This is a genomic window from Arthrobacter sp. ISL-28 (genome assembly GCF_018613875.1).
Lineage (GTDB): Bacteria > Actinomycetota > Actinomycetes > Actinomycetales > Micrococcaceae > Arthrobacter.
Map to the genome: position 1 here is coordinate 88,505 of NZ_JAGGPJ010000005.1, position 12,112 is coordinate 100,616.

Consider the following 12,112-nt stretch of genomic DNA (forward strand, 5'->3'; position numbering starts at 1 on the left):
CTCGGGTAGTGACGTTGTTTTAAGAGTCTTTGGAAGGGAAAAGAGTGCTGAGCTGGGTCATCCCGGAGTCGGGGGAAGTAAGGACGGTGGGTCCTCCGGGCTGGTCCTGGGTGTGCTCAATGACCCGGGCCATGGAGGCTTGGGCGAGAACGACGACGTCGCACTCCGCTGCCAGTTCTGAGAAAGCGGCGAGCACCAACGTGTCATGCATCGCGCGGTCACCTGCGCGCAGGGCGTTGAAAGCGCCGTCGACTTTTCGGGCGGTGATGGTGGGCTTTTTGTTCTGCCTTTTTGCTGAGCCTTGGACGAGCCGCGTGGTTGGTCCAAGGGTCGCAGACAGGGTCGCGAGCACGCCGATCCTGTCGCCGGATGCGACAGCGAGCTCGGCCATTGGGGTGTCGATGCGCAGGACAGGGATGGAGACAAAGTCTTGGGCGGCGGTTGCCGCTTCTCCAATGGAGGAGCAGCTCACCAACAATGCCTGGGCACCTGATTCCTCGGCATAGCGGGCATAGTTGACCAGTCGCCGTCGAACATGTCCTGGCGTTGTTCCCTTGGCAATGGTGTCTTGGAGCAATGACTCGTCCACGTAGTGCAGGACACGGAGGCCGGGAACCGTGTCCTGGGCCCGGACTTCCATGTCCGTTACCAGGCCGGGGACCGTGTGCAGCATTGCAAGCACTGGAGTTTGCTTCATGTCCTGGGCTGCCACGGCAAGCGGATCGATGGTCTTCAAGGGTGAGTTCATGATCTTCTTTCTGTCGTTTGCAGCGGCTGCTGAAGCTGCAGGAGCTACTCCCATGGCGATCGCCTCGAGCGGATTAGGGAATCGGTTGGCCGGCACCATGATGGCTTCGGCGGCGCCGAGCGAATCGCAGTCATAGTTGGGTCTTTCCGTTGTTGAACGACGTTGTCCCGATTCCGGGTTTGCCTCTGAATTGCACTATCGTCGGCTGTGCTTCCATTCAGACCAGCGTACGAGACAAGAAGATGCTGATTAACGGCACATGAGACAATGCATTGTTTCCAAGAACGAAAGAAGCAGGAGATGGACCTCGCAATGGCCGCCCGCGTTCTGATCACCACCGATTACCTGCGCCCCGGAGACAAAGTTGACCGGCTCCTGCGAGAGCATGGTCTCGAACCCATCTACTCACCGTCCCGCGGACTGCGGACACCTGCCGACCGTAAGGCGCTCTTCGACGGTGCCGTCGGTGCCATTCTGGCCAGCGAACCGGTCACCGCTGACATGCTCGCCGGTGCCGCCTCGCTGAAAGTCATCGCCCGCAGCGGGGTGGGCTACGACTCCATCGACACCAAAGCCGCCCAACGATCCGGCATACGCGTCTGCAACACCCCTGGCGTGAACCATGACGCGGTCGCAGAGATGACCATCGGCCTGATGATCATGGCAGCACGAAGCCTCCCTGGCGTCATCCAATCGGTCAAAGACGGCCACTGGCCGCGCACTGCGGGACGTGAACTGCGGGGGGCGACCCTCGGCATCATCGGTTACGGACCCAGCGGCCGAGCCGTGGCAAGGCTGGGTGGCGCCCTCGGAATGACAGTCCTCGTCAGCACATCCCACCCGGACCCGTCGGATCCCGCTGTCCGGTTCACCGATCTTCACACGACCATTAGCAAGGCCGATTACCTCACACTTCATACCCGCTCCGATGGCACCGGCAAACCGCTCATCGACTGCTCCGGTCTGCAGGCCATGAAACCTACCGCCATCCTCATTAACACTGCCCGCGGTTCCCTCATTGACGAAGAGGCGCTGGCCGACGCACTCACCGGCGGGCAGATCGCAGGAGCGGCGCTCGATGTCGTCCAGGATGAACCCCTGACCGCCAGCCACCGGCTCCGGGACGTGGACAACGTCCTCATCACCTCCCACCTGGCCGGACAAACGATCGAGGCACGAGAACGTGCCGGCGTCGCGGCCGCCCACGCTGTCATCGATGTTCTCGAAGGCCGGGAGCCGACCAATGTCGTGGCCTGATTCCACAGTGAACGGGAATGTGAACGGCCACGAGGAATCCCGTCATCGACGGCGACCCTGCGGTCGCTAAGAACCTATCCTCGCCGCAAGGCCCTGCCGCAGATGCTCAATGGCCGCGGTGATCCGGCGGGGTGTCCTGGCCGTGGCGGGGTAGAGAGCATAAATGTCGGCGCTGGGCGTCGGGACGTCTGGGAGGACCTGCTGAAGTACTCCCTGCTGGATCATCGGGTTGACGTGCCACGTGGAGCGCATGATCAAGCCGAGGCCCTGGATGCACCACTCGGTCACCACATCCCCGTCATCGCTGATCATGCTGCCCCTGACGTCGACGTAATCATGCCCCATCTCGCCGAAGCGCCACAGCGAGTAGTCGGCGTTGTTTTCACGCAGGACGATGCAGTTGTGCCGTTCCAGGTCCCTAATGGTCCGCAGCGGCGAGGCGCTGTCAATGTAGCTGGGCGCCGCGCAAACAATCCTCCGGTTTCGTGCCAGGAGTTTTGCCTTGAGCCGGGAGTCCGACAGTCCTCCGACCCGGATGGCGATGTCGAAACTCGTACCCGAGATGTTTAAAGGCAGCGGTGAAAGCTCCAGGTCTATCTGGATCAACGGGTGCTGCTGAACGAATTCCCCCAGCAGCGGCGCAATGTGCTTACGACCGATCCCCAGGCTCGAATGCACGCTAATACGTCCCTTGAGCTCTCCATGCTGCAGGGACAGGGCGTCTTCGAGATCAGTTTTCTGCTGGAGGATGGCCAAGGCACCTGTGGCATAGCGCTGCCCCTCTTCGGTGAGGGTCAACTGACGGGTGCTGCGCCGGACCAGTGGTACCCCCAGCCGCGACTCAAGCGCGGCAAGGCGTTTGCTTACCGCTGACACCGACTTTCCCCAGTTCCTGGCCGCTTCGGTGAGGCTCTGGGAACGGGAAATCTGTTCAAAGAACTCCAAGTCATCGATCGATGTTAGATCCATCTCCTGCTTCTTTCGTTTTTGGAAACAATGCATTGTCTCATGTGCCCTTAATCAGCGTCTTCTTGTGCCGTACGCTGGTCTGACTGGAAGCACAGCCGACGGTAGCGCCCTTCAGAGGCAGACCCTGAATCCGGACAATGGCTTGCAATAAGGGAAAGCAAGGTAGAAGCATGACTGCACTCGAAACGGACGTTGTCATCGTCGGAGTTGGCTCGGTAGGAAGCATGGCGAGTTGGCAGTTCGCCTCCCGTGGCCAGCGGGTCATTGGAGTAGACAGGTTTTCAATCCCCGGCCCCTTCTCTGCCTATGCCGGCGAATCGCGCCTTTTCCGCAAGGTTTACGCGGAAGGCGGGCATTACACACCCCTTTTGCAGAGGTCACAGGATCTGTGGCGTGATCTGGAGAAAATCAGCGGGACCCGGCTGCTCAACACTACGGGCGCTGTCACGATATATGACGAGCACAATCCGCGGTTGGCATCGCTTCTTGCAGCCGGGAAAGAGAATGGCCTCGACTACGAGTTTCTCCGGGGCGACGAAGCCAGGACAAAGTACGCCGAACATGTGATCAGGGATACGGATGTCACGATCTTTGATCCAGAGGGAGGCTACCTGAAGTCTGAAAGGGCCGTGACGGCCGCCCTGGTGGAGGCTACACGGCTTGGTGCTAAGTTCCTGGGAAACCGGAAAGCGCACAGCGTCGAGCCGTACGGTGACCGGTACATCGTGCGGACCGATCAAGAAGAAATCATCGCCTCCCGCGTGATCATCTCGCAGGGCAATGGTGCGGGAGCAGTTTGCAAGGAACTCGGTGTTCACCTTTCCGTTCTGCCACAGATCCTGACATGGTTCCCCGTTGTGGATCCAGCAGCATTCTGCAGGGAAGACATGCCGGTCTTCCTCAGGAGGGCGGAGGAAGACGGAAGGTCGGACAAAGCCCAGTTCTACGGGTTCCCGAGCGCTGACGGTTGGACAGTGAAAGTCGTCGCGAGCATATTTCTGGACGAGGTTGAGTCCATGGAGAAGCCTCCTACTTGGGATCCTCAGCACTTGGACACCATCCGGGCATGGGTCCGGGAATTCATTCCGGGACTGATCCCGGACCCGGTGCGGGTTGCCACGTGCGCGGACGGTCATTTACCTGATACGACCGCACTGTTCGGCGGAGTGCCCGGAATGGACGGCGTCGTCGTGGCGGCCGGCTTCTCCGGCCACGGCTTCAAGATGGCTTCTGCACTGGGAGCTATTGCCGCCGACCTCCTACTGGACGGAACAACGGCCACCGACGTCAGTTTCATGAACCCAGCACGGTTCCTCGGACCCGACACGCGACTCACGTCACTGGCTCTGAGCTAAGGGCAGCGCCGGTCGTTCAACAAAAGGTGATCCACTACCTGTCGGCAATTGTTGAAATCTCAACCCGCAAAAAAATACAAAACATCTAGGAACGGATTAATCATGGCAGACACGAACTTCCGGCCGAAGTACATCTCTTATGATGTCTACGGCACGCTGATCAACTTCAATATTTATCCCACCACCCAGCGCCTGCTCGATGGCCGCATCCCAGACGAGCAGTGGTTGGCCTTTAAGAAGGTTTTCCGTGCATACCGGTTCGACGAGGTCAATGGCGACTACAAGCCCTACCAGCAGATCCTTCAGGATGCCTTTGACCGCGCATGCAAGCGGTTTGGCATTGGGCCGACCCCCGGTGCCGGCGCAGAGCTCGCTGAGGCTGTACGCAACGCCGTTGCCCACGAGGACGTGCCGGCTGCGCTGAAGCTCCAGGGCGACAACTATAAGCTGGTGGCTCTGTCCAACGCCGACGACAGCTTCCTGGACATCAGCATTCCCAAGCTAGGTGCAGATTGGCACGCCGTGTTTACCGCTGAGCAGGCCGGGGCCTACAAGCCGCGCCTCCAGGCGTTTGAGTACATGCTGGACACCCTGAACGCCAAGCCTGAGGACTTCCTGCATGTCTCCTCGCACCCACTGTACGACCACATCCCGATGTACAACCTGGGTTTCCGGGACCTTGTAATGCTGGACCGTGGCGCTGAACCCTTCGCCGATGGCTACAACATCTTCACTGTTAAGTCCCTGGACGAGCTGAACAAGCACCTCGGCCTCTAAACCCGGTTCCAAATCCAAGAGCGTCAGTCAGATGACAATTGCGTAGGTCCCGTCCTGTCAACCATTCGGTGAAGGGGCCTGGGTGCTGTTGCGAGACCCCTTCATAAAGTGAGACGGACTGGCTAAATACGAACCTAAGCTGCGAGGGCCTGAGCACGGTATTGCACCGGGCTCAGGCCCTTGAGCTTTGTGGGATTCCTTCGACGTTGTATTAGCGAATGCACTCACAGTGCCGCAGCCAGCGAGCCGGTCCCGGGGAATCTCATCGGTGACCCATTTCTGCTTGGGGGGCTTCAGCGTCGAGGTCCCGATTCAGCATGTTCGGGGCAACCATGCCTTGCTCGCCCCGGTAGGAGTTGTGACGCTTCTTCGGCCGGACGTTGCAGACCAGCTTTACTCTCGTTCCTGGGCCCCCAAGGGCCGCACTTTTCCCAGGTAGGCCATTTCTGCCCCCAGTCGTTCGCTTAACCCCCGCTATCGTTCCAGCTCAGCCGACGCCGCGGCATCGGGCCGGTTAGGTCTGGCTTTAGGCTTCGGGCACAAAGCAACCGCACGCTCGCGGCGGTACCCACGCTGACACCACCGTTTCAGCAACGCTGCCGCACTATCCGCGATGCCCTGCTCAAACCCCGCTGCCCCGCGCTGATCCCCGAACTATGTGCATGGATAAAAAATGCCCCCCGGGAGCCGAGACTGAATTTCTCAGTCCAACTTCCGGGGAGCAGTTCACCGCCGCACAGGCGCTCTTGCCCGCTAGGTTTCGCTTGTTAGTTTTCCGGATTTACTCGGTAGCGGCGGGAACATCCGCCACAACCCACATCTTGCGGAGCGTTTCGTGGATGGTCCAGTGACCCTCCCAGCCCGCGGGGGTCACGAACAGGGTACCGGGTCCGATATCGAAGCTGTTGCCGTCAGGTTCGGTAATGGTGCCGCGCCCGCTCAGGATCTGGCAGATCTCGTCGTAGCCAGGACGGGTGCTCTTGAACTCTCCCGGAGTTACTTCCCAGATACCGGTCTTCAGGCCATCCCTGTTCCAAAGACGGAAGGACGCTTCGGTTTGCCCGGCCTGAATCGCGGTTTCCTTGGGGTTGTGCTCCCCGGGGCTTGCAGTTGTTGCATCGCTCATGACGGTCGCCTTGACCATAGTTGCTCCTTCTTGGGCTGCGCCCTGTACGTACGTGTCTGTCTTATTGGAATGACACTTCCCCATCGTATCAATCGTCAACAATTGACGATAGTCAATGAGAGTAATTTAACAGGCACTAGGGACGGCGTCACCATGGCCCGTCGCCAGCTTCTACGTCGCCTGCGGGAAGCCGACAAAGCCGATTCTTTGCAGACCATTGGGCCCGATCCCGGGGTGCTTCACTGGAAGATACGACGACGGCGACGCTGCCTTTCGCCGCCACCGGAGGTACTCGAGAGGATCCATGACGTGCCGCCGCACTCGACCTGCCACGCGTTCTGTACACACAAAGCTCTTGTTGGAAGCGGTGTCGGACGGGATCAGGCGACTGACTCCTCAGGAGTCCCGTTCGTCGAGAACATCCAGGAGGGCGTTCGCATGGGCTTTGAGCAGTTTGTCCACAGCCATGGGCGGGGGAGTGCTACGTCTGCGGTGCCGGTTCGACGGACTCCACGGCATAGGGTTTGGTCGCCGACCGCAGCAGTGGACGACGCAGGCGCACCTGGTACGGTCCATCCCTGAAAGTGACGCGGGGATCCAACTGGACAACCAAGAGTGGTTCGGCGCGGGCAGCGTCCAGCCGGATGACCATGCCGTCACGCCGCCCGCCCACGGAGAGCGGCGTCGCCGGCTCCACGGCGGTCTCATTAAGGAGTTCCTGATGTTCCGGCCCTGCCGCCAGGAAGAGGACTCCATGCGCGACCCCAATGACCCTCAGCGGGATCACTGTGTCAGGCGGCGCTGGTTCCGGAGGATGCCGGGATGGCATGTCGTGTTCCTGCGCAGACGACGTTCTGGCTGCCTTCAAAGTCCGGTCGCAGTCCTTGCACCGGGTCCGCGCCCCGACGTCGGCCAACAGGGTCACGTGGAGTCCTCTGGGCGCGTGGGCCCATTTGTCGGCCACAACTTGGCACCACTCCGTGTGATACTTCGTCCCGTACTTCATCACATAGACCTGATCGTCGACAAGGAGGGGCACTCCCTCCCGCCGAGCGGCCGGCTCGACCGGCTTGAGCTCGCCGAGGCCTCTGGCGTCTGCCTGATCGGGGTGGCTGGTCCTGAGATACTTGCGGATTAATGGATTGCCTGGCCGTTGAGGTCTTGGCATGGAACTGCGGGGCCCTTCTGCATGGCGAGAGTGTTGCGATCATTACCCCCTCTCTAGCTTGCTGGCTAGCTCTGCAAATAGGAAGCGCTGTCCACATTGCATGGCGTGCCGTTCGCTCCGGAATAGAATGTCCGGATGGCTACTTGGCTGCTGATCCACAGTCCGCTCGTCGACGCGGCGACATGGGCGCCGGTAGCGGCCAGGCTGCGGAAGCGGGGCCATGAAGCCGTCATTCCCGATCTGTCCCCGGCCCTATCCGACGGCGGCTCTCATGTTTCCCGGCAGGCTGAGCTGGCGGCCGCGGCAGTCGGGCACGGACCTGTTTACCTGGTCGCGCACAGCGCCGCTGGACCCCTGCTTCCGCTGATTGCCCATCAACTCGGGATGCAGGACATCGCAGTGCTGGCCAGCGTCTTCGTAGACGCCGCACTGCCGCACCCCGGTCAGTCGGCACTCGACGTGCTGCCCGCAGCCGCGGTCCAGCATTTGCACGATATGACCGTCGAGGGCTGGCTGCCGCCATGGACCTCCTGGTGGTCGCCCGAGCAGCTTGGAGCGATGCTGCCCGATGAGCAGTTGCGCAACGCCCTGATCGAAGCCTGCCCGCCGCTGCCCGAGAGCCTGTTCACCGAAGTCCTTCCCAATGTCGGTGAACACGAGCTGGGGACGTGCTGCTACATCCGACTCAGCAGTAACTACGAACCCTTCGCCGCTGCAGCCGGGAAAGCTGGCTGGCCGGTCCGCCACCTCACGGGCCACCATCTGGCGATCCTCACGACGCCGGGCGCGGTCGCCGACGTCCTCCACCACATCGTTGGCACTGCGTGACAGTTCCCGTCGTGATATGCCGCATCAACGTTTCGTCTAGTTCCCCGCGTCGAATTCGACGAGCCGTCTGGCGGACGCCTCGTCCAGGATCAGGTCAGTCGCGAGGCCGGCCGCCAGGGCGCCGCGGAGTCCGTTGATCTTGGAAGCGCCGGCCACGACGCAGATCCGTCGGCGCACCTCGCGCAGCTGGTCCAGCGAAGGTCCCGTGGAGCGCTCGTTCAGCGTGATGCCGTCCGAGGACCCGTCGGCCCGGAAAAAGACTGTGGCAACGTCCCCGGCCACGCCGGAACTGGCGAGGACGTTCAGGTCGTCCTCGTCGAGGTAGCCGCCGGCATACACATGGCTGGGGTAGTCCGCATCCACGGATCCGACACCGAAGATCGCGATGCTCATCCGGGACTGAAGTTTAAGGATGCGCTGAACGCTCCGCTCATTCCACATGGCCGTCTTCGTTGCCGCATGGTCAAAAAAGGCGGGCACGGGAAACTGCTCAACCCGCGCTCCGTAGGCGCTGCCAAAGCGGCGCATGATGTCACTGGCGTACGTGATGCCGGTGGTCTGCATGTTGCCGGCCCCGTTCAGCTGCACGACGACGGTGTCGTGGGTGATCTTCCGCGTGAGGTGCCGGCTCACGGCGCTGAGCGTGCTGCCCCAGGCCACACCGATAATGGCGTTCGAATCCACCAGGGGCCCGATGGTCCGGGCGGCCTGCATGGCCACACGGTCCAGTGTTTCCGCTTCATTCAGCGTGTCCAGGACGGGCACCACGTGCACATCCACCTTGTACTGGGCGCGGATCAGCCGCTCCAGTTCGGGGCCGGTGTCCAGCGGGCTGCGGATCTGGATCTGCACCAGGCCCGTCTCGCGTGCTGCTGAAAGGAGCCGGGACACGGTGGACCGGGACGTTCTGAGTTCCCGCGCAATGGCGTCCATTGTGAGGTCCTGGAGGTAGTAAAGCTGGGCAGCCCGGAGGGCCTCGGAATGTCGTGGGCGGGGCATGGGATCTCCGTTCTGCACGTTTGTGCATAGTCCTTGACGCCATTTTCCATTACTTCGAAGAATAGTTGTGAACCCGCGGCGCGCCCCTCACAGCGCGCCGCGTACATCCGCCCAAGGACCAAACCCAAAGGAGCAGTTTTGGGACTCAAGGATTCATCCGGCCACCCGTTCAAATCCAGCGCAGGGGAGACGGCAGCGCGCACCTCGGTGGCAAGCCTCCGGCAACGGCCCAACGCCCGTGTTCTCATTGTCGGCGGCGGTATTAACGGCGTCGGCACCTTCCGGGACCTCGCCCTTCAGGGTGTGGACGTTGCGCTCGTGGAGCGCGGCGATTACTGCCAGGGCGCCAGCGGCGCCTCGTCGCATATGATCCATGGCGGCATCCGCTACCTTGAAAACGGCGAGTTCCGCCTGGTGCGGGAGTCCGTGGTGGAGCGCAACCGCCTCCTGCGGATAGCGCCGCACTACGTTAAGCCGCTGCAGACCACCATTCCGATTTTCAGCACCTTCTCCGGGGTGCTCGCCGCACCCCTGCGCTTCCTTACCCACAAGCAGCAGGGCAAGCCCAAAGAGCGCGGTGCCTTCCTGATCAAACTGGGACTCAGCCTGTATGACGCCTTCTCCCGCGACGGCGGCAGCGTTCCCCGCCACCAGTTCCGTGGGCGCAAGAAGGCGCTCGCCGAACTCCCGCTGCTGCACCGGGGCGTGAAATACACAGCCACCTACTTCGACGCCTCCGTCCACAACCCCGAGCGCCTCACCCTTGACGTCCTCCAGGACGGCGAGAAGGCCGGCGCAGCGAATGCCACAGGCAGTGCCCGTGCCAGCAATTACCTGTCCCTCGCGTCGGTCAAAGCGACCTCAGCCGGAACCAGTACCGTTGTGCTCCGCGATGAACTGACTGGGGAGGTCTTTGATTTCACGGCCGATGTCATCGTCAACACCACCGGGGCATGGGTCGACCTCACCAACCAGGCGATGGGCGCAGCGTCATCGTTCATGGGCGGCACCAAAGGCTCACACATCGTGCTTGACCACCCCGGCCTGCTGGCTGCCTGCAAGGGCCGCGAGATCTTCTTCGAACATACCGACGGCCGGATCGTCCTGATCTATCCCATGGGGGACCGGGTCCTGGTAGGCACCACGGATGTCCGCGCTGACATGTCCGAGGACGCCGTATGCACTGAAGCCGAGATCGACTATTTCTTCGACCTCATCGGTTATGTTTTCCCGGACATCGTGGTGCACCGGGAGCAGATCGTTTATTCATTCTCGGGCGTCCGCCCTCTGCCGAGGCACGACGCCACCCAGCCCGGCTTCGTGTCCCGTGATTACCGCATTGAGCGCCGGGCGCCGGAAGCCGGCGGCAGTGGCGCCGTCGTACTTAGCCTTGTGGGCGGCAAATGGACTACGTTCCGGGCGCTCGCGGAGCACCTGAGCAACGACGTCCTCGCCGAACTGGGCAGGGAACGGAAAGTCTCGACGGCGAAACTCGCCATCGGCGGCGGCGCCGGCTTCCCGGATTCCGACGCCGGCATCCAGCAATGGATCAAGGCGCACATGGGCGGTTCCCGCGACGCCGACAGGGTCTCCGGTCTCCTGACCAGATACGGAACCCGTGCCGAAGAGGTCATCCAGTATCTCGATGCAGGGCCGGACAGCCTCCTGCATTCCACCCGGGAACTCAGCGTGCGTGAGCTGGAATTCATGGCTGCCAACGAGCAGATCGGCCACCTCGTGGACGTTCTGATCCGCAGGACCTCGCTCGCCTTCCGCGGCCTGGTCACCGGAGAACTGCTGAACGAAATCGCCGACAATCTGGCCGGGCCGCTGGGCTGGGACGCAGCTGGCCGTGCCGCCGAAATCGACCACGCTCAGGAGGTGCTGCAGCGGTATCACGGCGTCCACGTCCACAGCCTGGTCACCTAGAGCTTCGTCTCCCGGGCAGGGCAGCCCGGGTGCAAGGGCCGCATCCGTCCGCCAGCGCGGGGATGGAGGCGACCGGCCGGCAGGGCCAAAGCGCTGCCGGTACAACGGTTCTTCAAACTCACGAAGAACCGACAACAGAAAATGGAGGAGTCAAAGATGTCTCTTGAATTGGTTTTTCTTTCCGAGGTCTTCGGAACCGGCATGCTGACGCTGCTTGGCTGCGGCGTGGTGGCCAACGTCGCGCTCAAGGGCACGAAGGGCAACAACGGCGGGTTCCTGATGGTCACGTGGGGATGGGGCATCGCCGTTTTCGCCGGCGTGTTTGTCGCGGCCAGGTCCGGTGCCCACCTGAACCCCGCCGTCACCCTGGGCCTGCTCGTCAAGGGCAAGGACGAGTACGCCCCGGGCGTTCCGGTAGACGCGGCGTCCACCGTCACGTACTTCGGCGGAGAAATGGTCGGTGCGTTCCTGGGCGCCGTGGTCATGTGGCTGGCGCACAAACAGCACTTCGATGCGGAACCTGCGCAGGCCAACAAGTTGGGGGTCTTTTCCACCGGCCCGGCCATCCGCTCCACGCCCTGGAACCTGATCACCGAAATCATCGGCACCTTTGTGCTGGTCTTTGTGATCCTCACCTTCGGCGGGACCCCCTCAGGGCTTGGCCCGCTGGCTGTGGCGCTCCTGGTCGTCGGCATCGGCGTATCCCTGGGCGGCCCCACCGGCTACGCCATCAACCCTGCCCGTGACCTCGGACCACGCATCGCCCACGCCGTACTGCCCATCAAGGGTAAGGGCTCCAGCGACTGGAGCTACTCGTGGATCCCGGTGGTGGGACCCCTGATCGGCGGAGCATTGGCAGGCCTCGCCGGGCAGCTTCCGATCGTGTTCACCGCTGCTACTTAGAACCGCAGCACAGCATTTCCCTGATCCACAGCAATATCTTCAGAAACTTCAAC

Annotated in this window: 11 protein-coding genes; 6 read left to right on the top strand and 5 right to left on the bottom strand. The window is 62.0% G+C overall.

Annotated elements, in window-relative coordinates; translation table 11 throughout:
* Window positions 1–19: 19 nt before the first annotated feature.
* Window positions 20–748, bottom strand: a complete 729-nt coding sequence (locus J7E80_RS03255) for an aspartate/glutamate racemase family protein (protein ID WP_215050044.1) — start codon at window positions 746–748, stop codon at window positions 20–22.
* Between the two features lie 300 nt (window positions 749–1,048).
* Between J7E80_RS03255 and J7E80_RS03260 the strand changes: the two genes are divergently transcribed.
* On the top strand, window positions 1,049–2,005 hold the full coding sequence (locus J7E80_RS03260) for a phosphoglycerate dehydrogenase (protein ID WP_251036382.1): 957 nt from the start codon (window positions 1,049–1,051) through the stop codon (window positions 2,003–2,005).
* A gap of 66 nt (window positions 2,006–2,071) precedes the next feature.
* Here J7E80_RS03260 and J7E80_RS03265 read toward each other — a convergent pair whose 3' ends face one another.
* Complete coding sequence (locus J7E80_RS03265) at window positions 2,072–2,974, bottom strand: LysR family transcriptional regulator (protein ID WP_215050045.1); 903 nt, start codon at window positions 2,972–2,974, stop codon at window positions 2,072–2,074.
* A gap of 170 nt (window positions 2,975–3,144) precedes the next feature.
* Between J7E80_RS03265 and solA the strand changes: the two genes are divergently transcribed.
* A complete protein-coding gene (gene solA, locus J7E80_RS03270; protein ID WP_215050046.1) occupies window positions 3,145–4,329 on the top strand; it encodes an N-methyl-L-tryptophan oxidase in 1,185 nt (394 codons plus the stop codon).
* Window positions 4,330–4,431: 102 nt separating this feature from the next.
* Window positions 4,432–5,106 (top strand): haloacid dehalogenase type II, encoded by a 675-nt coding sequence (locus tag J7E80_RS03275; RefSeq protein WP_215050047.1) that lies wholly within the window; start codon window positions 4,432–4,434, stop codon window positions 5,104–5,106.
* Between the two features lie 781 nt (window positions 5,107–5,887).
* Here the strand turns inward: J7E80_RS03275 and J7E80_RS03280 are convergent.
* Together J7E80_RS03280 and J7E80_RS03285 are read right to left on the bottom strand one after the other, a co-directional pair.
* Complete coding sequence (locus J7E80_RS03280) at window positions 5,888–6,250, bottom strand: cupin domain-containing protein (protein WP_215050048.1); 363 nt, start codon at window positions 6,248–6,250, stop codon at window positions 5,888–5,890.
* A gap of 463 nt (window positions 6,251–6,713) precedes the next feature.
* Window positions 6,714–7,157 carry a hypothetical protein gene (locus tag J7E80_RS03285; RefSeq protein WP_215050049.1) on the bottom strand — a complete coding sequence of 148 codons (444 nt, stop codon included), beginning with the start codon at window positions 7,155–7,157 and terminating at the stop codon, window positions 6,714–6,716.
* Between the two features lie 378 nt (window positions 7,158–7,535).
* Here J7E80_RS03285 and J7E80_RS03290 point away from each other — a divergent pair, with 378 nt between their 5' ends.
* Window positions 7,536–8,228, top strand: a complete 693-nt coding sequence (locus tag J7E80_RS03290) for a hypothetical protein (protein WP_215050050.1) — start codon at window positions 7,536–7,538, stop codon at window positions 8,226–8,228.
* A 36-nt stretch (window positions 8,229–8,264) separates the two neighbouring features.
* On the opposite strand, the gene J7E80_RS03295 is transcribed toward J7E80_RS03290, so the two are convergent.
* Entirely contained in the window at window positions 8,265–9,227 is a 963-nt protein-coding gene (locus J7E80_RS03295) for a sugar-binding transcriptional regulator (RefSeq protein ID WP_215050051.1), read from the bottom strand.
* Window positions 9,228–9,365: 138 nt separating this feature from the next.
* On the opposite strand from J7E80_RS03295, the gene J7E80_RS03300 reads away from it, so the two are divergent.
* On the top strand, window positions 9,366–11,156 hold the full coding sequence (locus tag J7E80_RS03300; protein WP_215050052.1) for a glycerol-3-phosphate dehydrogenase/oxidase: 1,791 nt from the start codon (window positions 9,366–9,368) through the stop codon (window positions 11,154–11,156).
* 156 nt (window positions 11,157–11,312) lie between these two features.
* Complete coding sequence (locus tag J7E80_RS03305) at window positions 11,313–12,059, top strand: MIP/aquaporin family protein (RefSeq protein WP_215050053.1); 747 nt, start codon at window positions 11,313–11,315, stop codon at window positions 12,057–12,059.
* The last annotated feature ends 53 nt before the right edge of the window (window positions 12,060–12,112 follow it).

What these genes read in the sequence shown, in the direction of transcription:
- J7E80_RS03255 (WP_215050044.1), bottom strand. Translation starts at nt 748, where the DNA reads ATGAACTCACCCTTGAAGACCATCGATCCGCTTGCCGTGGCAGCCCAG.
- J7E80_RS03260 (WP_251036382.1), top strand. Translation starts at nt 1,049, where the DNA reads ATGGACCTCGCAATGGCCGCCCGCGTTCTGATCACCACCGATTACCTG.
- J7E80_RS03265 (WP_215050045.1), bottom strand. Translation starts at nt 2,974, where the DNA reads ATGGATCTAACATCGATCGATGACTTGGAGTTCTTTGAACAGATTTCC.
- solA (WP_215050046.1), top strand. Translation starts at nt 3,145, where the DNA reads ATGACTGCACTCGAAACGGACGTTGTCATCGTCGGAGTTGGCTCGGTA.
- J7E80_RS03275 (WP_215050047.1), top strand. Translation starts at nt 4,432, where the DNA reads ATGGCAGACACGAACTTCCGGCCGAAGTACATCTCTTATGATGTCTAC.
- J7E80_RS03280 (WP_215050048.1), bottom strand. Translation starts at nt 6,250, where the DNA reads ATGGTCAAGGCGACCGTCATGAGCGATGCAACAACTGCAAGCCCCGGG.
- J7E80_RS03290 (WP_215050050.1), top strand. Translation starts at nt 7,536, where the DNA reads ATGGCTACTTGGCTGCTGATCCACAGTCCGCTCGTCGACGCGGCGACA.
- J7E80_RS03295 (WP_215050051.1), bottom strand. Translation starts at nt 9,227, where the DNA reads ATGCCCCGCCCACGACATTCCGAGGCCCTCCGGGCTGCCCAGCTTTAC.
- J7E80_RS03305 (WP_215050053.1), top strand. Translation starts at nt 11,313, where the DNA reads ATGTCTCTTGAATTGGTTTTTCTTTCCGAGGTCTTCGGAACCGGCATG.